The organism is Hymenobacter miniatus (assembly GCF_016427455.1).
Taxonomy (GTDB): Bacteria; Bacteroidota; Bacteroidia; order Cytophagales; family Hymenobacteraceae; genus Hymenobacter; species Hymenobacter armeniacus.
The window spans coordinates 48391-71365 of the sequence record NZ_JAELXR010000010.1 but is presented as its reverse complement, the minus strand read 5'-3'; the positions used below and the strand labels follow the sequence as shown (position 1 = coordinate 71365).

Here is a 22975-nt window from a genome sequence, read left to right as displayed (position 1 = left end):
TGGATTACTCCACCACCACTTTGCGCGTTACGGGCGTACCACCCACATTCAGGCGCAAGGTGTAGACGCCGGCCGCCAGGCCGCGCACGTCAACCTCGGCTTCGATGGGCTGGCCGGCTGCAGTTTTCAATTGCTGGGTCCGCACCGTCTGGCCCAGGGTGTTGATGAGGGCCGCCGATACAGCTGCTTTGCTGCCCAGTGCCGGCAGCTGCACCCAGAACGAGCCCGAAGCCGGGTTGGGGAACAGTTGAAGCTGGGCGCTCAGCCGTTGGGCCGGCGTGGTGCCCGTCACGACTCCGGCCGTGCCCTTGAAACGCACGTTTTTGAGCAGGGCGTAGCGCGGAACGCCGGTGCTGCCGCAAGCGAAGTATAGGCGCACGCTCAGCGTTTGGCCGCCAGCCAGGCTCACGCCGCCGTTGCGCAGCACCACACGGTAGGTGTTGGGGTTGCCGGCCGTCTGGTTCAGCAGCGGAAACGAGTTGTTGAAATTACCGCTGGCGCTGAGCGCCTGGAGGCCGCCGGGGCCGTAGGCGGCCACGATTTCCGTAGAGTCGGCCGGCGAGCCAAAGCCGTTGAGCGAGTACACCACCGCCATTTTGGTGTTGGAGCTGGTGTTGTAAAACGCCGCATTGAACAGCAGGGTATCGACGCGCACCGCTGAGCTGGGGGCTACGGCCAGCGTGAACTGCTCGTAGTAAATGCGGCTGAGGGTGCCGCCGGGTCCGCCGGCGGCGGTGCTCCACTGCCCGTCGCCGGCCGCGCTGGCGCCGAAGGCCTGGCCGAACTGGTTCGAATAGGCCGGGATGGTGGCCAGCGTCGTGCCGTTCGACAAGTACAGGCGGCGCAGCGTGGGCGTGGTGGCCACGATGCGGCTGCTGCGCACTTGGGCGCTGTCGGTGTTGTTCACGCGCAGGGGCCATTGCTCCAGCACCGTCACCGGCAGCGGGGCCACGTCGCCTTTGAAGCGCAGGTTTTTGAGCAGGGCGTAGCGCGGGACGCCGGTGCTGCCGCAGGCGTAGTACAAGCGCACGGTCAGGGTTTGGCCGGCGGCCACGGTCACGCCGCCGCTGGGGTTGGCCGTGCTGGGGCCTTTGAGGGCCACGCGGTAGAGGTTGGTGTTGCCGGAAGTCTGGTTCAGCAGCGGAAACGAGCTATTGAAGCTGCCGCTGGCCGTGAGCGGCTGCGCGCCGCCCGGGCCGCTCACTCCCGTAATCTCCGTGGAGTCGGCTGGCGAGCTGAAACCGTTCAGCGAGTACACAATGGCCATTTTGGTGTTGGAGCTGGTGTTATAAAACGCCGAGTTGAACAACACCGAGTCGATGCGCATGGTGGGGGCACCTGCCGCCACGCTCACCGTGAATTGCTCGTAGTAGAGGCGGCTGAGGGTGCCGCCGGGTCCGCCGGCGGCGGTGCTCCACTGCCCGTCGCCGGTCGCGCTGGCGCCGAAGGCCTGGCCGAACTGGTTCGAGTAAGCCGGGATGGTGGCCAGCGTCGTGCCGTTCGACAGGTACAGGCGGCGCAAGGTGGGCGTGGTGGCCGTGAGGCGGCTGCTGCGCACCTGCACGCTATCGGAGTTGTTCACGCGCAGCGGCCACCACTGCACCACGTTCGAGGTGATGGTGGGCGCCACAATGGCGGTGCCGTTCAGGCTCACCACCACGTTGGTGGCGTTGGTGCTGGTCAGGGTCACGGTGCCGGTGTAGGGGCCGGCCGTGGTAGCATTCAGGCGAATGTACACCGGCGTGCTGGCCAGGGTGCCGGCGGTGGGCGTGAGGGTCACGCTGCTGGCAAACGTGCCGCCCGAAGTGAGCGACACCTGGTAGTTGGCCGAAGCCGTCACGGTCACGGCGCTGGTCAAATCGGTGCCCGACACGCTGATGCTCTGGGCCGGCGAGCCCGTGCCCAGCTGCTGGGTGAAGTTGCCCAACGCGCCCGTCGTCACGATGGTGGGGGCGCTGCTGATGGTCACGGTGTCCGACGAAATCTGGCGTACGGCGTTGCTGCCGCGCACAAAGTATTTGTAGAGGCTGCCCGAGGCCGGCACGGCATCAGAATACGAGTAGTTGAACGTGGTGTCGTTCGGCTCGGTCTGGGAATTCACCACGGCGAAGGCGCCGAGGGGCGTGGGCGGCGTGGCCGTGGCGCGGTACACGCTCAGCACGTCGCCGCTGATGGGCCAGCTGGTGTTCCAGGTGAAGGCCGACGCGGTGGCGCCCTTCACGCCCCGGAAGTTGTTCACCACCACCGATTTCACAAACGGCGTCACGCAGTCAATCAGCGAGCAGGGGTCCCAGGTGCCCAGGATGTTGGCCTTGGTGTAGGTGGCGGCCTCAGCGGCTGTGAGCTGCGACGACGGCTGCGCGGGCGTCAGGGCCTGGCCCGACAGCACCCGGCTGCTCACGTTGATGGGCCGGCCGTTGAAGTGGGTGTTCTGGTACTCCACGAAGTACGAGTCGCGGATGGTGGCCGTGCCGGCCGAGCTGGTCGGCGACCAGCCTTCGGCCAAGATGAGCGGCGTGTTGAGGTTGCAGTTCAGGAAGGCTGCTTTGGGATTGGCCTGCCAGGGGCGGCCCAGGTCGTAGGTGGTGCCGCCGGCTACCGAGTGCCCGGTCACGTTGCAGTTCTTGAACACCAGCCCGTAGGCCTGGCCGGCCGGCGTGTTGGGCACGGCAATGTAGGAAACGCTGGCCGTGGCCTTGTTCTTCGCGTAGATGTTGCAGTTCTCAAACAGGGCGATGGCGCTGCCGAAAATGAAGTCGGTGTTGCCCTCAACGTAGCAGTTCAGGAAGTACTGGCGCGGGGTGCCGTTGCCCTTCAGGTACATGGTGTCTTGGTTGCCCAGGAAACGGCAGTTGCGAAACGCCGCCCGGTCGTTGTTTACCAAAATGGCCACGGCCTGCCCGTTGGAGGCCGACTCGCCAAACGAGTTCTCGAACGTCAGGTTCATGGCCGAGAAGTCGGTGGCGTTGATGGTCACCGAGGCCGAGTTCTGGGTGCCCAGTGCCACGCCGCCCACAATGGTGCCGGCCGAGTTGTTGTAGGTAATCACGGTGCTGCCCACGCTCTCGCCAATCAGTTGAATGAACGGCTTGTTGGCCGGCACGGTCACCAACTCCTTATAACGCCCGTTTTTGATGTAAATGGTGAACGGCGCGGTGCGGCCCGTGGGTGCGGCGTCGATGGCGGCCTGCACGGTGGTGTAGTTGCCGGTGCCGTCCTTGGCCACGGTCAGGTCAAACGCAAATGTCTGGTAGCTAAAAGCCAGCAGCAAAAAGCCCAGCAGGGCCCAGAAGCGGGCAGCCGGGCGCGGCCAGGTAAAGCGAGTTCGGTACAGCTGTAGCATAGAAAAGGGTTTGGTGTTGAGTGGGTGTTCACTCAATATTAAGCTCCCAAACCCGCCAAATGCGCCGATTTCAGCGTTTTTATTTGTGCAATCGTTCCCGGCAACGATGCCGATAGGCGGGCACCGGCGCCCGCTCGGGGATGGGCTGCGCACAAGCGTCTTCGCAAAGCCATCGCCGGCCTGCCGCGCACGCCGCACGCATCTCATTACCAACAAAAAAGCGCCCCCGGACCAGCCGGGGGCGCTTTCACTGAAGCTGGTTCTCTGCCAGTTATTCTTTCACAATGCGGGCGCTGCTGCGCTGCGTGCCGTCGGCGTACTCTACCAGGTACAGGCCTTTGGTCAGGCTGCTCAGGTCGACGGCCGTTTCGGTGGTGCCGGGCTGCGCGGCAACGCTGGCCACTTTGGCGCCGGTCACGCTAAACACCGTCACGCGGGCGTCGCGGCTGGCGGCGGTGTGGGGCACACTCAGCTGGTTTTGGGCCGGGTTGGGGTACACGTTCAGGTTGGTTTGCACGGCGGTGCGGGCGGCCAGGGCCACCTGCTTGCTCTTCAGCGTCACGTTGCGCAGCAGCACGTAGCGACCAATGCCGGTGCTGGCCGCGCCGAAGTACATGCGCACGGTGAAGGTTTGGCCCGAGGGGATGGCCAGGCCCGTGGCCCCGTTCAGGGCCAGGCGGAAGGTGCGGTTCACGGTGGGGTCGAACTGCGGCAGCACGGCGGGGTTGTTGGCCGTGGCGGTGGCTACGCCGCTGGAGTTCACGCCGAAAGTGGCGTTGGCGGTGCTGGCCAGCACGCCCGAGGGGCCTTTGCCGCCGCTCACGTCGGTCGAGTCGGTGGTGAAATTGCTGCGCGAATACACCACCGCCACCCGGCCGGCTGCCGAGCTCACCACCGCGGCGCTGAACAAGAGCGAATCGACCTGCACGGCAGACGTGGCCGTGAACGAGAACTGCTCATAAAACACGCGGCGTGGCGAACCGCCCGGGCCCGTAGAGGGCGCCGTGGAGCTCCAGCCGCTGCCGTCGGCGTTCACGCCAAAGGCTTGGCCGAGGCTGGAATAGGGCGCGTAGGCTGCGGCGCCAGTGGGCACCAAGCCGTTGGACAACGTCAGCTTTCGGAACGCGGGAGTGCCGGGCGTGACGCCAGCCGAACGCACGGCGGCGCTGTCGGAAGCGTTGCGCTTCAGCGGCCATTGTACAAATACCGGGGTTTGCGCCGCGGCGGTTTCCGCCAGGCCCAAGCCACCTAGCAGCAGGAGAGCAGAGAGTAGATGATTTTTCATTGTAATTGTAAGTGAAAAGGTGAAGAATGAAATTTAGAGCGCGAGAAGTGCAAAAAGCCTTGCTAACAGCACGTAAGTAAGCCTTTACTCATGCAAGCTGGCTTCTTCTTACCGCAAAACCCAAGCTTTGGGTTGACTTTAATTGCGCAATCGTTGCCGGAAACCGAAGCATTTTGGTGACGGCGGGCGGGTACCAGGGCCAGAAGCTAACGGCCGGGCCTTACGTGCCGGAGAAGCCGGGCATGAGAACGTTCCCGGCAACGATTGCGCAAAAAAAAGGGGTTTCCCGACCGAAAGCAGGGCCTTGCCGGTTGAGAACGGGGCTAATATTGTTAGGGCAACCCTGCCCGCACTCCCCGCTCCGGGCCGTTGCGCCGAGCTCATCTCCTTTCTCAAATTTCCATGAAAGCAACTCTGACGGTGCTGCTGGCCGGTCTGGCCACCGGCCTCACGGTAGGCTTCCGGCCCGCCGCCGAACCCCAAACGCAGATTTTCCTGGTCGGCGATTCTACCATGTCCGACAAGCCCGACCTCTCTAAGCCCGAGCGCGGCTGGGGCATGGAGTTTGGGCAGTATTTCGATAACCAGGTGGTCATCCGCAACACGGCCGTGAACGGGCGCAGCACCAAAAGCTTTCTGCGCGAAGGCCGCTGGGCCAAGGTGCTCGAAGGCCTGAAGCCCGGCGACTGGGTGTTCATCCAGTTCGGCCACAACGATTCGAAGGCGGAGGACAGCGTGCGCTCGGCCCCGGCCCAGACGCTCTACCGCCAACTACTCACCAAGTTTGTGCAGGAAGCCAAGCAGAAAGGCGCCAACCCCGTGCTGCTCACGCCCGTGGGCCGGCGCTACTTCGACGACGCCGGCAAGCGCAAGGACGACCACGGCGAATACCCCGCCGTGGTGCGCGAGGTGGCCAAAGCCCAGAAAGTGCCCCTCATTGACTTGCACGAGAAAAGCTGGGCCATGTACTCGGCCATGGGCGAGCAGGGCACGCGCCCGCTGTTCTGGAGCTACCAGAACGGCTACTACCAGCCCAACCCCGTGCCGCCGGCCAAAAACGACAACACCCACTTTTCGGAATACGGCGCCACCCGCGTGGCCCAACTGGTGGCGCAGGACGTGCAGGCCCAGCACCTCGGGCTGGCCAGCCACCTCAGCCACACGCCGTTCGAGGGCAAGCTGGCCGCCGACCTGCCGGTGGTGCTGGAGCCGGTATTCAAAAAGGATACCTTCAACCTGACCAAGTACGGTGCCGTGGCCGACGGCCAAACCCTCAACACGGAAGCCTTCCGCAAAGCCATCGACGCCTGCACCGCCAACGGCGGCACCGTGCTGGTGCCCCGCGGCCTGTGGCTGACGGGCCCCATCACCCTGAAAAACAACGTGAACCTGCACCTGGCCAAAGGCGCGCTGGTGCAGTTCACGGCCGACCGCAGCCAGTACCCGCTCATCAAAACCACCTGGGAAGGGGAGGACGCCATCCGGAGCCAAGCCCCCATTTCGGGCGTCGACCTGACCAACATTGCCATCACCGGCAGCGGCACCTTCGACGGGGCCGGCGACGCCTGGCGCCCCGTGAAGAAGAGTAAGCTCAACGAAACGCAGTGGCAGAAGCTGGTGGCCTCGGGCGGCGTGCTCTCGGAGAAGAAGGACATGTGGTACCCGTCGGCGGCGTCGATGAAGGGCAACCTGCTGGCCGCTGAGGGCAAGGCCCGCAAGAGCCTGAACCCGGCCGACTTCGACGACGTGCGCGACTACCTGCGGCCCAACATGCTCAGCCTCACGCGCTGCAAGCAGATTCTGCTGCAGGGTTTCACCATTCAGAACTCGCCGGCCTGGACCATTCACCCGCTGCTGTGCGAAAACATCACCCTGCGCGGCGTGACGGCCAAAAACCCCTGGTACGGCCAGAACACCGACGCCCTGGACCTGGAATCGTGCCGCAACGGCGTGGTGGAGGGCTGCACCTTTGACGTGGGCGACGACGGCATTTGCATCAAATCGGGCCGCGACGAGCAGGGCCGCAAGCGCGGCGTGCCCACCGAAAACTTCATTGTGCGCGACACCAAGGTGTACCACGCCCACGGCGGCTTCGTGATTGGCTCCGAAATGTCGGGCGGCGCCCGCAACATCTACGTGAGCAACTGCACCTTCATGGGCACCGACGTGGGCCTGCGCTTCAAAACGGCCCGCGGCCGCGGCGGCGTGGTCGAGAACATCTTCGTGGACGGCGTGGACATGACCGACATCGCCGGCGAGGCCATCCTCTTCGACATGTACTACGCCGCCAAAGACCCCGTGCCCATGGCCGGCGAAAGCACCGCGCCGCCCGTCATCGCCCCGATGCCGCTGAACGAAGGCACCCCGCAGTTCAAAACCTTCCGCATCAAAAACGTGACTTGCAAGGGCGCCACCACCGGCATTCTGGTGCGCGGCCTGCCCGAGATGAGCATCAAGGACATCAGCATTGAGAACGCCGTGCTGGAAAGCAAGAAGGGCCTCGTTTGCCAGGAGGCGGAGAACATTCGCCTGAAAAACGTGAGCCTGCTTTCCACCGACACCGCGCCCGTGATGGAAGTGCAGAACAGCCGTAACCTGGCGCTGGACGGCATTCGCTACGCCAACGGTGCCGAGCTGCTGCTCCGCGTGACCGGCGACCGCAGCAAGGACATCCGCCTGACCAACACCGACACCAAAAAGGCCAAAAAGGACGTGCAGCTCGGCGACAAGGTGGCGAAGAAAACCGTCATCACCGCCCAGCGCTAGCAGTACACTATTGACGGACAACAGAGAAAGAACGTCATGCTGAGCGAAGTCGAAGCATCTCTACTGCGGCAGTAAATCCGATTGCTCACGCGGTAGAGATGCTTCGACTTCGCTCAGCATGACGTTTCATTTGCATAAAAACCATCCTTATGAAATTCAACTCCTCGTTTTTCCTGCCGCTGCTGGGACTGGCGCTGCTCAGCGAAACCGCCGGCGCCCAAACGGCTGGCATCAAGCCGTACTCGCAGCGCATGGCCGATGCCTTCATCGGCTGGCACCCGGACTCCATCGTCATCGGCAAAAACAAGTTTGCCCGCTGGGACTACGAGCAGGGCCTGATGATGCGCGCCTTGGAGCGCGTGTGGCAGCGCACCGGCGACGCCAAGTACTTCACCTACATTCAGAAGGACCTCGACCAGTTTGTGCAGAAGGACGGCAGCATCCGGACCTACAAGCAGGAAGACTACAACCTCGACAACATGACCACCGGCCACGCGCTGCTGCTGCTGGGCCAGGTGTCGTTGCCCGGCAACGACAAGTACATTAAGGCCGCGCAGTACTTGCGCAAGCAGCTCGATGGTCAGCCGCGCACCAAGGAGGGCGGCTTCTGGCACAAGAAAATCTACACCAACCAGATGTGGCTCGACGGCCTGTACATGGCCGAGCCGTTCTACGCCGAATACAGCCAGGTCTTCAACCAGCCCGCTGGCTTCGACGACGTGGCCAAGCAGTTTGCGCTGATTGAGAAGCACCTCGTCGATGCCAAAACCGGCCTGCTCTACCACGGCTACGACGAAAGCAAGGAGCAGGCCTGGGCCAACAAAACCACCGGCCAGAGCCCCAATTTCTGGGACCGCGGCATTGGCTGGTACAGCATGGCTTTGGTCGACGTGCTCGACTATTTCCCCGCCAACCACCCGCAGCGCCCGGCCCTCATCAAAGCCCTGCAGCGCCTGGCGCCCGCGCTGGCCAAGTACCAGGACCCCAAAACCGGCACTTGGAGCCTGGTGATGACGCAGGAAGGCCGCAAAGGCAACTACGCCGAGGCCTCGGGCAGCAGCATGTTTGTGTATGCGCTGGCCAAGGGCGCCCGCAAAGGCTACCTCGATAAAAAGTACGCCGACGTGGCCCGCAAAGGCTACGAGGGCTTGCTAAAAACCTTCGTGGCCACCGAGGCCGATGGCGCCCTGGCCTTCAACGGCACGGTGAGCGTGGGCGGCCTGGGCGGCAAGCCGTACCGCGACGGCTCCTACGATTATTACCTGAGCGAGCCGCTACGCAAAAACGACCTCAAAGGCGTAGGCCCGTTCATCCTGGCCAGCACCGAGATGGAAATAGCGGCCGAAGACAAGGTCGGCCAGGGCAAAACCGTGGGCCTGGACTACTACTTCAACCACGAGGTGCGCAAAAGCCCCGTGACGGGCGAGCAGGAGCAGTGGCACTACACCTGGGAAGAGCGCCAGCACGGCGGCTTCTGGCTGTGGGGCAACCAGTTCCGCGAGCTGGGCGCCAAAACGGTGGCCGTGCCCGCGGCGCCCACGGCCGCCAGCCTCAAACCGCTGAGCGTTTACATTATCGTCGACCCGGACTCCCGTAAAGAGTCGCCCAAGCCCAACTACGTGCAGCCCGCCGACAGCAAGGTGATTACCGAATGGGTGAAGGGCGGCGGCACCCTCGTGCTGCTGGCCAACGACACCGCCAACTGCGAAATCAAGCACTTCAACGAACTGGCCAAAAACTTCGGCGTGCAGTTCACCGACCAGAGCGTGAACATGGTGCAGGGCAGCCAGTTCGAGCAGGGCAAAGTGGACTTGACCTCGGGCAAGTCTGTGTTTAAGCACGCCGCCACGGCTTACGTGAAAGAGCTGTCGGTGCTGGCGCCCACGAGCCCGGCCAAGCCGCTGGTGACCAACAACGGCAAGGTCATCATGGCCACGGCCACGCTGGGCAAGGGCCGCGTATTCCTGCTCGGCGACCCGTGGCTGTACAACGAGTACGTAGACGGCCGCAAGATTCCGGCGTCGTTCCAGAACTTTCAGGCGGGCAAGGATTTGGCCACCTGGCTGCTGAGTAAATAGGGCCGCAAAAAAAACGCATAGGCAAACCGGCCGGGAATCTCCCGGCCGGCTTTGTTTTGGAGCGCAGGGAAGTGGGGCCTCACTTGCGTGCGGCACCTATCGGTATCGGTTTCGAGAACGATTACGGAAGTAAAACCAAGATTTTCCTTTCAGAAGCCGTTTTTTTACCGCAACATTACCTTTCCATAGCTTCGCCAGCCTTGCGCCCGCAAGCGTCGGCGCGCGCATCGTCCTAATTCCCTCTCTTCTTTCAATGAACAAGCACGCCCTCGATACGATTGACTACATCGTATTCTTCGTCTACTTCCTCATCGTGTCCGGCTACGGCATCTGGGTATATCGTCGCAAAACCGGCCACGACGGCACCCTGGAGGGCGACTCTAAAGACTACTTCCTCGCCGAAGGCTCGCTCACGTGGTGGGCCATCGGCTCCTCGCTCATCGCCTCCAACATCTCAGCCGAGCAGTTTGTGGGCATGTCGGGTTCGGGCTTCAAGATGGGCCTCGCCATTGCCACCTACGAGTGGATGGCGGCCATCACGCTGGTCATCGTGGCCGTGTTCTTCATTCCGGTGTATCTGAAGAACCACATTTTCACCATGCCGCAGTTCCTCAACCAGCGGTACAACGGCACGGTGGCCATGATTATGGCCATTTTCTGGCTGGCTCTCTACGTGGTGGTCAACCTGACGTCGATTCTATACCTCGGCGCCATTGCCATCAGCAGCATTGCCGGCCTCAACCTTGATTTCTGCCTGTATGCGCTGGCCGCGTTTGCCGTCATCATCACGCTGGGCGGCATGAAGGTGATTGGCTTCACCGACGTGATTCAGGTGTTCTTCCTCATTCTGGGCGGCCTGGCCACCACCTACCTGGCCCTGAACCTGGTGGCCGAGCACTACGGCTCTTCGGGCGTCATCAATGGCTTCAACCTGATGACGCAGAACGCCGGCGACCATTTCCAGATGATTTTCAAGAAGGACAACCCCAATTTCATCGACCTGCCCGGCCTCACGGTGCTGCTCGGCGGCATGTGGATTGTGAACCTCAACTACTGGGGCTGCAACCAGTACATCACCCAGCGCGCGCTGGGCGCCGACCTGCCCACGGCCCGCGGCGGCATCCTGTTCGCGGCGTTCCTCAAGCTGCTCATGCCCGTGATTGTGGTGCTGCCCGGCATTGCCGCCTACGTGCTCTACAAGCAGGACGTGTTTGGCGCCGCCGAGTTTGGCGCCGGTGCCGACCTCAACCCCGACCGCGCCTACCCGGTGCTGCTCAACATTCTGCCCGTGGGCTTGAAAGGCCTGTCCTTCGCCGCCCTCACGGCTGCCGTGGTGGCTTCGCTGGCCGGCAAAGCCAACTCCATTGCCACCATCTTCACGCTCGACGTGTACAAGAAGGTCATCAACCCCGAAGCGTCGGAAAAGAAGCTGGTGAACGTGGGCAAAATCACCGTGGTGGTGGCCATGGTGCTGGGCGTGCTGATTGCGCCGCACCTGGGCATCGACAAGAAGGGCGGCTTCCAGTACATTCAGGAGTACACCGGCTTTGTGTCGCCGGGCATCTTCGCCATGTTCATCCTGGGCTTCTTCTGGAAGCGCACCACCTCCACGGCGGCCCTGTTTGCCACCGTGGGCGGCTTCCTGCTGTCGGTAATGTTCAAGTTCCTGCCGAATTACGTGGACCTGAAATTCCTGGCGCCGCTGGGCTTCGCCGTGCCGAATGCCGATGGCGTGTACGAAATTCCGTTCCTTGACCGCATGGGCTTCGTGTTCGTCATCTGCGTGGTCATGATGGTGCTCATCAGCCTGTTTGAAACCAGCCGCGGCGTGAAAACCAACGGCCTGGAAGTGGACCGCAGCATGTTCAAAACCACGCCCGGCTTTGCCATCGGCGCCATAGCCATCGTGGCCATCCTCACCACGCTCTACACCATTTACTGGTAGGGGAGGGGAACGCCGCATGCACTACCGAAGTGGCCCGCTGGCAAACGCCGGCGGGCCACTTCGTTTTCGGGTTGCACCAAGCTAGCGGCAAACACGTCGGACGCCAAAGTGAAAATCCAAAATGCTTTTGGTGGTAATGCTGCCGTGTGCCTTGGGCAAAACAGCCGTGTGTGAAGCGTCGGAAAAGCGGTATTGACCGAAGCTAAATTGGTTTATTTTGTAGTAAAAGTGTAAAAGAGGGTAATTGGGCTATTATTAATTAGGACTGGTTGATAATGTCAACCTAAATTCGCGTTACCCACTGCGGCTACCTGCTTCGGGTTTGTTTCTCTCCACCCCCACCCATCCCTCATGTCCAAAGTTCTACTATTTCTGCTGTTGCTGACCAGTTTTGCCGGCCTGGCCCAAACCAAAACCGTGGTGGTGGCGCAAGACGGCTCCGGCAATTTCCGCACCGTGCAGGCCGCCCTCGACGCCGTGCCGCTCAACAACAAAACGCCCATCATCATCTTCATCCGCAAGGGCATCTACAAGGAAAAGCTGAACCTGGCCAAGAAGCAGACTTTTGTGAAGCTGATGGGGGAAGACCTGAACACCACCATCCTCACCTACGACGACTACAACGGCCGCACCCCCGCCAACGGCGAGCCCCTGGGCACGTCGGAAGCCTCCACGTTCCGGGTGTTCGGCAACGACTTTTCGGCCGAAAACATCACCTTCGAAAACACCGCCGGCACCGTGGGCCAGGGCCCCGCCATGTGGGTGTATGGCGACCGCGCCAAGTTCGTAAACTGCCGCTTCCTGGGCTTCCGCGACACGCTGTACGTGTACGGCTACGGCAGCCGCCAGTACTACAAAAACTGCTACATCGAGGGCACCACCGACTACATTCTGGGCTCGGCCACGGCGTACTTCGAGGAATGCACGCTGTTTTGCAAAACGGGTGGCACGGTCATCATCGCCGCCTCCACCCCGGATAGCATCCGCTACGGCATCGTGCTGCAGCGCTGCAAGATTGGCGGCGAAGCGCCGCCCCAGTCCTACTTCATCGCCCGCCCCTGGAAGCCCTTTGGCAAAACCGTGCTGCTCAACTGCGAGCTGAGCAACATCATCAAGCCCAAAGGCTGGGACCACTGGGGCAAGGAAAGCAACAAGCAGGACGCCTTTTTTGCCGAGTACAAATCGACCGGCGAAGGCGCGGCCCCCAAGGCCCGCATCCTGTGGAGCCGCCAGCTCACGCCCCAGCAGGCCGCCTTCTACACCCGCGAAGCCGTGCTGGGCAACTGGAACCCGCTGGCCGGCGAGTAGCCGCCCTCCGTTGTTTCACAACAGGCCCCGTTGGTGCGCTCCGGCGCGTCAGCGGGGCCTGTTGCGTACGGCCTCACCCACTGGCTGCCTTCTAAAGGCGGAGTTGGGCGGGCTACACCACTACCAGGGCCGAGCCCGTGTGGACGCGGGACGCGCACCGCGGCACAGTAGGAAAAGGAAGCAGAGCCAGCCCCGGGTAGCAAATAGTCAGGAAATAGACAGCGGCGGTTTTATTGATAAAGTTCAATTTTGATTATCAAAACGGACTGGTGCTGCGCTAGGGCAGGAGTGGCTGATTTTGCGGCTTTACGCGCGTTTTTAGGCAGGATGTGGGAGGCCGGTACCGGTATGGCATCGTTCCCGGCAACGATTGCACAAAAATAGATTGTCCAACTCTTGCTTTTGGCCTGCTTGCCATGAAATATTTATGAAGCAGGACCGGCGCCAACCGCCGAAAACCATCCAAACTCCTCTTTCATTCTTCTCCGCATTGTCCCTTTTGTATGACTGCATTCTCTTCTGCGTTTAGCTTGGCTGGTAAGCGTGCCCTCGTGACGGGCTGCGACCGTGGTATCGGACAAGCCATTGCCCTGGGCCTGGCCGAGGCTGGCGCCGACATCATCGGCGTGTCCATTCACATGCCCAAGGGCGGCGAAACGGAGCTGGCCGTGCAGGCCCTGGGCCGCGAATACAAAGGCTACCAGGCCGATTTCGGCAAGCTGGAAGAGCTGCAGGCCTTCATCAAGCAGGTACAGGCTGATTTTCCGGTTATCGACATCCTGTTCAACAACGCCGGCATCATCCGCCGCGCGCCGGCCGCCGAGCACTCCGACGAGGACTGGGACGCCGTGCTGAGCATCAACCTCGACGCGCCCTTCCGCCTGGCCCGCGCCATCGGCGGCCAGATGCTGCACAACGGCTCGGGCAAAATCGTCTTCACGGCCTCGCTGCTCACCTTTCAGGGCGGCATCAACGTGCCGAGCTACGCCGCCAGCAAGGGCGGTGTGGGCAGCCTGGTGAAGGCCCTGGCCAACGAGTGGGCCGGCCGCGGCGTGAACGTGAACGCCATCGCGCCCGGCTACGTGGCCACCGACAACACCGCCGCCCTGCGCCAGGACGAAGAGCGCAGCGCTGCCATCCTCGCCCGCATCCCGGCCGGCCGCTGGGCCCTGCCCACCGACTACGCCGGCCCGGCCGTGTTCCTGGCCTCGGCGGCCAGCGACTACGTGCACGGCACCATCCTCACCGTCGACGGCGGCTGGATGGGGCGGTAACATCAGTTAACGGTTATCAGCGAGCAATTTTGCTTGATTGTCTTCTGAAAAACTGTTCACTACTCACGGCTCACTGCTCACTGAAATATGACCCAACGCTTTGCCATCGGCCCCCGCGAAACCGCTGCCCTGAACACGAGCGGCCTGCGCGAGCACTTTCTGATTGAGAACATCTTCACGGCCGGCGCCATCGAGCTGACCTACACGCACTACGACCGCCTGATAGTGGGCGGGGCCCAGCCCACCGGCGCGGCGCTCACGCTGCCCTGCCCCGAGTCGCTCAAGGCCAACTTCTTCTTGGAGCGCCGCGAACTGGGCGCCCTGAACGTGGGCGGTGCCGGCACCATCACGGTGGACGGCACGGTGTACGAGCTGGGCCACCAGGACTGCCTCTACGTGGGCCTGGGCGCGAAAGAAGTGGCGTTTGCCAGCGCGGACGCGGCCGAGCCGGCCAAGTTTTACCTGCTCTCGGCCCCGGCCCACGCGGCGCACCCCACCGCGCGCCGCACCCAGGCCGAGGCCACGCCCGTGGAAATGGGCGCCCGGGAAACGGCCAACGAGCGCACCATCTACAAATACATCTACCAGGAAGGCATCCAAAGCTGCCAGTTGGTGATGGGCCTCACGCAACTCAAGGTGGGTTCGGTGTGGAACACGATGCCGAGCCACACCCACGACCGCCGGATGGAGGCCTACCTCTACTTCAACCTGCCCCAAGGCCAGCGCGTGCTGCACCTGCTGGGCGAGCCCACCGAAACCCGCCCGCTGTGGGTGAGCACCGAGCAGGCCATTCTCTCGCCGCCGTGGTCCATCCACACCGGCTGCGGCTCGAGCCACTACGCCTTCGTCTGGGGCATGGCCGGCGAAAACCGCGAATACACCGACATGGACGCCGTGCCCCTCGACGCACTGCGCTAGCAAGCTTTTAAAAAACTCCCACCCCAATTTTTTCACTCATGAAAAAACATTTTCTCCTGGTCTGGCTCCTGTTCTTCGGGAGCATCGGGCTTGCCATGGCCCAAAGCCGCCAAGTGCAGGGCGTCGTGAAGTCGGCAGAGGGCGAAGCCCTCCCGGGCGTGACCGTGCTCGTGGAAGGCACCACCAATGGCGCCTCTACGGGCGTAAACGGCGACTACAGCCTCACGCTTCCTGCCGCCAGCGCCGCCACGGCCAAGCTGCGGTTCAGCTTTGTGGGTTACACCTCGAAAGAAGTAACCGTGGGTGACCAAACCACCATCAACGTAACGCTGGCTGCCGATAGCAAGCAGCTCGAAGACGTGGTGGTGATTGGTTACCAGGAGGTGCAGCGCCGCGACGTCACCGGCTCGGTGTCGTCGGTGAGCGCGCAGCAAATCAAGGACGTGCCCGTAAACTCGGCCGCGGAAGCCCTGACCGGCCGCCTGGCCGGCGTGCAGCTGACCAGCGCCGAAGGCACCCCCGGCAACCTCAACGTGCAGGTGCGCGTGCGCGGCGGCGGCTCCATCACGCAGGATAACTCGCCGCTGTACGTGGTCGACGGCATTCAGATTGAAAACGCGCTGAGCGTGATTGCCCCGCAGGACATTGCCTCGGTCGACGTGCTGAAGGATGCGTCGGCCACGGCCATCTACGGCGCCCGCGGCGCCAACGGCGTTATCATCATCACCACCAAGAAGGGCAGCGAAGGCCGTACGGTGGTGAGCTACAACGGCTTCGTGGGCGTGCGCCGCATTGCCAAGACCCTGGACGTGCTGAAGCCCGACGATTTCCTGAATTACGAGTACGAGCGTTCGCGCGTGATTGGCAACACCTCGGGCGGTCTGTCCACGTTCAAGAGCCTGTACGGCAGCACCAATTTCAACAGCGACACGCTGCTGCGCGCCCGTAATGCTCCTTTTGTGAACTGGCAGGACGAGGTGTTCGGCCGCGACGCGTTCCAGCAGACGCACAACGTATCGGTGGCTGGCGGCGCCAAGGGCACCACCTACTCGCTCAGCCTCACCCGCAACGACGAGCAGGGCATTCAGCGCGGCTCGGACTACTCGCGCAACCTCCTCAACTTCCGCTTCGACACCAAGGCCAGCGACAAATTCCGCATCGGCCTGAATGCTCGCTACAACGACCAGGGCACTTTGGGCGCCGGCACGTCCACCACGGGTTCGAACACTACCTCGCGCCTGCGCAACGCCGTGCAGTACCAGCCGCTGCTGGTGCCCCGTCCCGACGGCTTCGTGCCCGACCCGGCCGTGTTCGACTCGGACGTGGCCGACTTCTCGGGCCTGGTGAACCCCATCGTGACCATCGACAGCGAGTACCGCAACGACAAGCGCCGCACCATCAACATCGGCGCCAACGCTTCTTATGAAATCGTGAAAGGCCTGACGTTCCGCACCACGGCCGGTTTCGACATCACCGACATCAACCTGGGCACGTTCAACGGCCGGTATTCGCCCACGCTGCGCTCGCCCGCCGGCGGCTACTCCAACCTGCCCTTCGCCACGCTGACGGCCACCAAGCAGGCCACGCTCAACAACTCGAACGTGCTGGACTACAGCTTCAAGAGCGGCAAGCACTCGGGCGGCGTGCTGCTGGGCGAAGAAATCTATCAGCAGCGGGCCGACCAGATTTTCATTCAGACCAACTTCCTGCCGTTGGAAATCACGGCCGAGCGGGCGCTGGCCAACATCAACCAAGGCGTGATTCCGGCCGGCCAGACGGCCCAGCCCGTGCTGCCCCAAACGAGCATTCCGGCCGACTACCGCCAGCTCTCGGGCTTTGGTCGTCTGACTTACTCCTACGACGACAAGTACCTGTTCACGGGTACTTTCCGCGTCGATGGCTCGTCGAAGTTCCCGCCCGGCAAGAAGCTGGGCTTCTTCCCCGGCGCTTCGGCCGCGTGGCGCATTTCGCGTGAGGAGTTCTTCAAGGACATCCCCACCATCACGGACCTGAAACTGCGCCTGAGCTACGGCCAGGCCGGCAACAACCGCATCAACGATTTCCTCTACAACCAACTGTTCCAGGCTGGCAGCGCCCCTTATGCGCTGAACCACACCCTGGTGCTGGGCTCGGCAGCCACCGGTTTGGCAAACCCCAACCTCATCTGGGAATCGACCACGACCCGCAACATCGGCATCGACCTGGCCCTGCTCGACAACCGCGTGCAGTTCACGGCTGATGCGTACTACAACACCACCAGCGACCTGCTGCTGAACAAGCCGGTGCCGGCCTTCCTGGGCTACACCACGCAGCTGCAAAACGTGGGCTCGACCTCGAACAAAGGCCTCGAATTGCAGCTGACCGGCAACATCGTCCGCAACGAAAACTTCAGCTGGACGGCCACGGCCAACGCCTCGTTCAACCGCGGCCGCATCGAGAGCCTCGGCGGCGACCAGCAGCAAATCCTCGGCATCACGTCGGGCTGGGGCGGCACCGCCCTCACCCAGGACTACCTGGCCCGCGTGGGCCGGCCCGTGGGCGAGATGTACGGCTACGTGACCGACGGCTACCTGACCGCCAACGACTTCTCGGGCTACGTGCCCCCCACCACCAGCACCAGCAGCATTGCCACCTCCTGGACGCCCCGCACCGACATCAAGTTCGTGGACAACCTGGGCCTCATCGGCGAAACTGCCTATCGCCCCGGCCTGCTAAAGCTGAAGGACCTGAACGGCGACGGCAAGATTGACGCCAACGACCAAACGGTCATCGGCAACGCCAACCCCAAAATGGTGGGCGGCCTGAACCAGCAGTTTACCTTCAAAGGCTTCGACGCCAGCGTGTTCCTGAACTTCGTGCTGGGCAACGACGTGTACAACGCCAACAAGATTGAGTTCACCTCGAACACCGCCAACACGGCCTTCAACAACGTGCTGGGCATCATGGGCAACCGCTACCGCATCATCGAGGCCGACGGCTCGCCCATCACCACCATTGCCCGCCTGAACGAAGTGAACCAGAACGCCAACATCTGGACGCCCACCCGCAACCTGGTGTTCCACTCCTGGGCCGTGGAAGACGGCTCGTTCCTGCGCGTGAACAACATCACCGTGGGCTACACCCTGCCCAAGGCACTGACCGGCCGCGCCAAGATTCAGAGCCTGCGCTTCTACCTCACGGCCAACAACGTGTACACCTTCACCAAATACACGGGCTACGACCCGGAGGTGAACACCCGCCGCGCCACCCCGCTCACGCCGGGCGTGGACTACGCCGCCTACCCCCGCAGCCGCGCCTTGCTCTTCGGCGTGAACCTGTCGCTTTAATTCCCACCCGTTTTTCGCCTCAACTATATGAAATCGTTTCATTCTTTTGGCCGGGTTGCACTGGCCGCGGTGGTCCTGGCCGGTGCTGGCGGGCTGCTGTCTTCGTGCAAAGACTACCTCGAAGTGGAGCCCCTGGCGCTGAACACCACCGAGTACACGTTCAGCAGCGTGAGCGGTGCCACGGCGGCCGTCATTGGCGCCTACGACCCGCTGTCGGGCGACAACGGCTACGGCACGCGCATCAGCATGTACTACCCGCTGGATTCGGACGAGCTGATTGGCTCGGCCGGGGCCGCCGACGGCGCCCGCCGCAGCATTGCTCGCTACACGGCGCTGCCCAACAACACCGAAATCAACAACCCCTGGAACCAGCTGTACCAGGGCGTGGAGCGCTCCAACATCTGCATCGACCAGATTCCGAAAATGGCGCTCTACACCGGCGGCAGCGCCACCGACATCGCCGCCCTGAAGCGCCTGCACGGCGAAGCCCTCACCCTGCGCGCCCAGTACCTGTTCGAGCTGGTGCGCAACTGGGGAAACGTGCCCGTGCAGTTCACGCCGGCCGTGTCGGGCCAGGATTTCAACCTGCCCAATTCCAACAGCAACGCCACCCTGAAACAACTGGTGGACGACCTGCTGGTGGCCGAAAACCTGCTGCCCTGGCGCTCGCAGGCCGGTGCGGCCAACGAGCGCATCACCAAAGGCGCTGCCAAGGCGCTGCGCGCCCGCATTGCCCTCTACCGCGGCGGCTACTCGCTGCAGGGCAACCAGATGACGCGCCCGGCCGACTACCTCGACTACTACCGCATTGCCCGCCAGGAGTGCCAGGAGCTGATGACCCCCACGGCCCGCCTGGAGCACAACCTGAACCCGAGCTTCCTGGAGGTGTTCAAAAGCATGAACGAACTGCGCAATGAGTCGTCGAACGAAATCATGTTCCAGGTGGGCATGGGCACGGCCACGGGCGCTTCGGGCAGCAAGCTGGGCTACTACAACGGCCCGCGCCTGCAAAACCCATCCAGCATCTACGGCTCGACGCAGGGCGCCGTCACCATCGCGCCGCCCTACTTCTACGCGTTCGATTCGACCGACACGCGCCGCGACGTAACCATCACCACCTACGGCATTGCCAGCACCGGCACCTTCCAGATTGGCGTGGCCCTGAACTCGGCCACCGATGGCAAATGGCGCCGCGACTGGCACATCCCGCCCGTGACGGGCTCGGTGAACTACCTCGACTACAACTGGCCCATCATCCGCTTCGCCGACGTGCTGCTCATGTTTGCTGAGGCCGACAACGAGCTCAATAGCACTCCCACCCAGGCTGCTCAAGACGCCTTTATGGAAGTGCGTACCCGCGGCTTTGGCGGCAACCGCGCCCTGGCCACTTCCACGCTGGCGCAGGCCGGCTTCAGCTTGGCCAGCAAGGCCAGCTTCTTCAACGCCATCGTGAACGAGCGGTACATCGAGTTCGGCGGCGAAGGCATCCGCAAGTACGACCTGCTGCGCTGGAACCTGTTCGAGACCAAAATTGCCGAAGTAAAGACCAACATCGAGAAAATGGCCCAGGGCCTGCCGCCCTACCAGAACGTGCCCCTGTACCAGTACTACCGCACGCCCACCGGCCCCTCGCTGGCAGTGCAGCCCATTCAGTGGGTGCGCTCGTTCTACCGGCCTTCGCCCACGCCCAACACGGCCCCGGCCGGCACCACCCGCGTGAACTGGCGCCAGGCCATCGACGCGAGCTACGTGGCCAACACCAAGCCCTCGGGCACGGTGTACACGCTGCCCGGCGCCACCACCAGCGTGACCAGCGTTGGCTCGGGTTTGGCGGCTGAGTACCAGCCCAACAAAGGCAAGGAGCTGCTGCCCATCCCGCAGGCCACCATCAGCGCCGACCCGGCCCTGAAGCAAAACTTCGGCTACTAAGCATCCTCGGCGGCGGGAACGGAAACGTCCGGGCCCGCCGCCGGGAAAATTCCCTCTCCGGCTACACCATGCTTCGATTATTGCTGCTTTTTAGCGGGCTGGCGGTTACGGCCGTGGGCACCTCGTGCGCCCGCCAAACGCTCACCGCCGAGACCGTGAGCACTCCCGGCGCCGACCCCGCCACCACGGCCAACCCCGTGGCGCAGCCCCAGGCCGCGCTGCAGGATAGCACGGCCGAAAAAATACTGGTGTACCAACGCGCCGTGGGCGGCTGGCCCAAAGCCGTGGGCAGCGCCAAGGTGGACTACAAGCACGCCATGAGCGCTGCCGACCGCACCCGCACGCTGGCCGACAAAGACCGCAACGACGCCACGATTGATAACAACGCGACCTCGCGCGAAATCATTTACCTGGCCCAAGCCTACCAGAAAACCAACAACCCGGCTTACCGCCAGGGCGCCGAAAACGGCATTCGCTACCTGCTGAAAATGCAGTACGCCAACGGCGGCTTTCCGCAGTACTACCCCGATTTCAGCAACTACCGCCACCAGATTACCTACAATGACAACGCCATGGTGCGCGTGCTGCAGGTGCTGCGCGAAGTAGGGCAGCAAAAGGCCCCGTACAACGGCCTCGACGCGGCGCTGGTGCCCCAGGCCAAGGCCGCCGTGGAGCGCGGTATCGACTGCATTCTGAAAACGCAGTACGTGCGCCAGGGCCAGCCCACGGCCTGGTGCGCGCAGTACGACGAGAAGACCCTGCAGCCGGCCAAAGCCCGCGCTTTCGAACTAGCCTCGCTGAGCGGCGACGAGTCGGTGGAAATCGTGCGGTTTCTGATGGGCGTGGAGAAGCCTTCGCCGGCCGTGCGCAAAGCCATCGAAAGCGCGGTGGCCTGGTTTCAGAAAGTGAAGCTGACCGGCTACACCATGAAGGAGATAGCGGCCCCCGGCGAGCCGACCGGCCGCGACCGGGTGATAGTGCCCGAGGCCGGCGCCACCCTTTGGGCCCGCTTTTACGAACTCGATACCGACCGCCCGATTTACGTAGGGCGCGACAGCAAAGTGCACTACCAGCTCAGCGAGATTGAAAATGAGCGGCGCGCCGGCTACCTCTACGCCGGCACCTGGCCCGCCAAGCTCCTCGAAAAGGATTATCCCGCTTGGCAGAAACGGGTGAGTACGGGAGAGAAGCCCTAAGGGGCAGCTCTAGCTTCGTTACGCCCTATTTATTCACTCCGTCTTTATTCCAATTCCATTCCGATGGACACTTTGAATCAACCGCTGGCTTTGGCCGCCCCGGCTTCGGGTGGCGCCGCCGTGGCCTGGCCCGCCCAGAACCTGTTTGACCTGCCCGAGAAGGTGCTGCAATTCGGCACCGGCGTGCTGCTGCGCGGCCTGCCCGATTTCATGATTGACGAGGCCAACCGGCAGGGCGTGTTCAACGGCCGTGTGGTGGTGGTGAAAAGCACCGACGGCGGCGACGCCACGGCGTTTGAGCGCCAAAACAACCTGTACACGGTGTGCGTGCGCGGCGTGGAAGACGGCAAGCCGGTGGAAGAAAACGTGGTGTGCGCCAGCATCAGCCGCGTGCTCTCGGCCAAAAGCCAGTGGGCCGAAGTGCTAAAGTTTGCCGCCAGCCCCGACCTGCAGGTGGTGATTTCGAACACCACCGAAGTGGGCATTCAGTTGGTGAACGAAGACATTCACCTCACGCCGCCTTCGTCGTTTCCGGGCAAGCTGCTGGCCGTGCTCTACGCGCGCTTCCAAGCCTTCCACGGCGACGTGAACTGCGGGCTGGTGATTGTGCCCACCGAGCTGATTCCGGACAACGGGCGCAAGCTGGAAGCCATTGTGCTGGAACTGGCCCACCGCAACGACCTGGGCAGCGGCTTCATCGACTGGCTCGAAGCCGCCAACCATTTCTGCAATACGCTAGTCGACCGCATTGTGCCCGGCCGCCCCGAGCCGGCCCTCTATGCCCAATTGCAGGAGGAACTGGGCTACAAAGACGAGCTGCTGACCATGAGCGAAGCCTATGCGCTCTGGGCCATTGAAGGCGGCGAAAAAGTGCGCGAGGTGCTCTCGTTCCACTCCGCGGCCAAGGGCGTGGTCATCCGGCCCGACATTACCCTGTTCCGCGAGCTGAAGCTGCGCCTGCTCAACGGCACGCACACGCTGAGCTACGCCCTGGCCCACCTGGTGGGCTGCACCACCGTGCGCGAAGCCCTCGACAACGACGACCTGGCGCGCTTCATCCACAACCTGATGCTGGCCGATTTGCTGCCCGGCATCCCGTACCAGGTAGACGAGAAAGTGGGCCAGCGCTTCGGCACGCAGGTGCTCGACCGTTTCCGCAACCCCTATCTGGAACACCGTTGGCTGGCCATTGCCATGCAGGGCACCGCCAAAATGCAGATGCGCAACGTGCCCACGCTGCTGCACTACTACCAGACGCACCACGCCGTGCCGCACTACATGGCGCTGGGCTTTGCGGCCTACCTGCTGTTTATGCGCAACACGGCTTCGGCGCCGGGCGTTGGAAAAGGGGAAGCCAACGGCGAGCCCTACACCATCATGGACGACCGCGCCGGCTACTTTGCCGACCTGTGGGCCCGCCTCTCGCCCGAGGAGCTGACCACCACGGCCCTGCGCAACACCGTGCTGTGGGGCCATGACCTCACCCGCCTGCCCGGCTTCGCCGAGGCCGTGACCCATTACCTGAACCAGCTGCTGGACGGGGGCGCCTCCGAAACCCTGGCCGCGTTTTTCACCAAAAAAACAGCCTTGGCTAATTAGTATTGGCC

At 63.0% G+C, this 22975-nt stretch carries 12 protein-coding genes; 10 read left to right on the top strand and 2 right to left on the bottom strand.

The window, feature by feature from the left end; genetic code table 11:
• Nucleotides 1-4: 4 nt before the first annotated feature.
• Together JAO73_RS15995 and JAO73_RS15990 are read right to left on the bottom strand one after the other, a co-directional pair.
• Entirely contained in the window at nucleotides 5-3343 is a 3339-nt protein-coding gene (locus JAO73_RS15995; protein WP_198978153.1) for a pectinesterase family protein, read from the bottom strand.
• A gap of 271 nt (nucleotides 3344-3614) precedes the next feature.
• Entirely contained in the window at nucleotides 3615-4628 is a 1014-nt protein-coding gene (locus JAO73_RS15990; protein WP_198978152.1) for a T9SS type A sorting domain-containing protein, read from the bottom strand.
• Nucleotides 4629-5030: 402 nt separating this feature from the next.
• On the opposite strand from JAO73_RS15990, the gene JAO73_RS15985 reads away from it, so the two are divergent.
• From JAO73_RS15985 to JAO73_RS15940, 10 genes are all read left to right on the top strand, one after another.
• Complete coding sequence (locus JAO73_RS15985) at nucleotides 5031-7394, top strand: glycosyl hydrolase family 28 protein (protein WP_198978151.1); 2364 nt, start codon at nucleotides 5031-5033, stop codon at nucleotides 7392-7394.
• A gap of 149 nt (nucleotides 7395-7543) precedes the next feature.
• Nucleotides 7544-9472 carry a glycoside hydrolase family 88/105 protein gene (locus JAO73_RS15980; protein WP_198978150.1) on the top strand — a complete coding sequence of 643 codons (1929 nt, stop codon included), beginning with the start codon at nucleotides 7544-7546 and terminating at the stop codon, nucleotides 9470-9472.
• 253 nt (nucleotides 9473-9725) lie between these two features.
• Nucleotides 9726-11417 carry a sodium/sugar symporter gene (locus JAO73_RS15975; RefSeq protein ID WP_198978149.1) on the top strand — a complete coding sequence of 564 codons (1692 nt, stop codon included), beginning with the start codon at nucleotides 9726-9728 and terminating at the stop codon, nucleotides 11415-11417.
• 351 nt (nucleotides 11418-11768) lie between these two features.
• Nucleotides 11769-12725 carry a pectinesterase family protein gene (locus JAO73_RS15970; RefSeq protein WP_198978148.1) on the top strand — a complete coding sequence of 319 codons (957 nt, stop codon included), beginning with the start codon at nucleotides 11769-11771 and terminating at the stop codon, nucleotides 12723-12725.
• A 503-nt stretch (nucleotides 12726-13228) separates the two neighbouring features.
• Nucleotides 13229-13999 (top strand): SDR family oxidoreductase, encoded by a 771-nt coding sequence (locus JAO73_RS15965; RefSeq protein WP_198978147.1) that lies wholly within the window; start codon nucleotides 13229-13231, stop codon nucleotides 13997-13999.
• Nucleotides 14000-14086: 87 nt separating this feature from the next.
• The gene (kduI, locus tag JAO73_RS15960) at nucleotides 14087-14917 is read left to right on the top strand and encodes a 5-dehydro-4-deoxy-D-glucuronate isomerase (protein WP_198976350.1); all 831 of its coding nucleotides are present in this window, start codon (nucleotides 14087-14089) and stop codon (nucleotides 14915-14917) included.
• Between the two features lie 38 nt (nucleotides 14918-14955).
• Nucleotides 14956-18243, top strand: coding sequence for a SusC/RagA family TonB-linked outer membrane protein (locus tag JAO73_RS15955; RefSeq protein ID WP_198978146.1), 3288 nt, complete (start codon nucleotides 14956-14958; stop codon nucleotides 18241-18243).
• A 27-nt stretch (nucleotides 18244-18270) separates the two neighbouring features.
• Complete coding sequence (locus tag JAO73_RS15950) at nucleotides 18271-20172, top strand: RagB/SusD family nutrient uptake outer membrane protein (RefSeq protein WP_198978145.1); 1902 nt, start codon at nucleotides 18271-18273, stop codon at nucleotides 20170-20172.
• Between the two features lie 68 nt (nucleotides 20173-20240).
• On the top strand, nucleotides 20241-21368 hold the full coding sequence (gene pelA, locus JAO73_RS15945; RefSeq protein ID WP_198978144.1) for a pectate lyase: 1128 nt from the start codon (nucleotides 20241-20243) through the stop codon (nucleotides 21366-21368).
• Between the two features lie 63 nt (nucleotides 21369-21431).
• Nucleotides 21432-22967 carry a tagaturonate reductase gene (locus tag JAO73_RS15940; protein ID WP_198978143.1) on the top strand — a complete coding sequence of 512 codons (1536 nt, stop codon included), beginning with the start codon at nucleotides 21432-21434 and terminating at the stop codon, nucleotides 22965-22967.
• The last annotated feature ends 8 nt before the right edge of the window (nucleotides 22968-22975 follow it).

Excerpts from the sequence above, each read along its gene's own strand:
- JAO73_RS15955 (WP_198978146.1), top strand. The coding sequence starts at position 14,956 with ATGAAAAAACATTTTCTCCTGGTCTGGCTCCTGTTCTTCGGGAGCATC.
- JAO73_RS15975 (WP_198978149.1), top strand. The coding sequence starts at position 9,726 with ATGAACAAGCACGCCCTCGATACGATTGACTACATCGTATTCTTCGTC.
- JAO73_RS15970 (WP_198978148.1), top strand. The coding sequence starts at position 11,769 with ATGTCCAAAGTTCTACTATTTCTGCTGTTGCTGACCAGTTTTGCCGGC.
- kduI (WP_198976350.1), top strand. The coding sequence starts at position 14,087 with ATGACCCAACGCTTTGCCATCGGCCCCCGCGAAACCGCTGCCCTGAAC.
- JAO73_RS15995 (WP_198978153.1), bottom strand. The coding sequence starts at position 3,343 with ATGCTACAGCTGTACCGAACTCGCTTTACCTGGCCGCGCCCGGCTGCC.
- JAO73_RS15950 (WP_198978145.1), top strand. The coding sequence starts at position 18,271 with ATGAAATCGTTTCATTCTTTTGGCCGGGTTGCACTGGCCGCGGTGGTC.
- JAO73_RS15980 (WP_198978150.1), top strand. The coding sequence starts at position 7,544 with ATGAAATTCAACTCCTCGTTTTTCCTGCCGCTGCTGGGACTGGCGCTG.
- JAO73_RS15940 (WP_198978143.1), top strand. The coding sequence starts at position 21,432 with ATGGACACTTTGAATCAACCGCTGGCTTTGGCCGCCCCGGCTTCGGGT.
- JAO73_RS15965 (WP_198978147.1), top strand. The coding sequence starts at position 13,229 with ATGACTGCATTCTCTTCTGCGTTTAGCTTGGCTGGTAAGCGTGCCCTC.
- pelA (WP_198978144.1), top strand. The coding sequence starts at position 20,241 with ATGCTTCGATTATTGCTGCTTTTTAGCGGGCTGGCGGTTACGGCCGTG.
- JAO73_RS15990 (WP_198978152.1), bottom strand. The coding sequence starts at position 4,628 with ATGAAAAATCATCTACTCTCTGCTCTCCTGCTGCTAGGTGGCTTGGGC.
- JAO73_RS15985 (WP_198978151.1), top strand. The coding sequence starts at position 5,031 with ATGAAAGCAACTCTGACGGTGCTGCTGGCCGGTCTGGCCACCGGCCTC.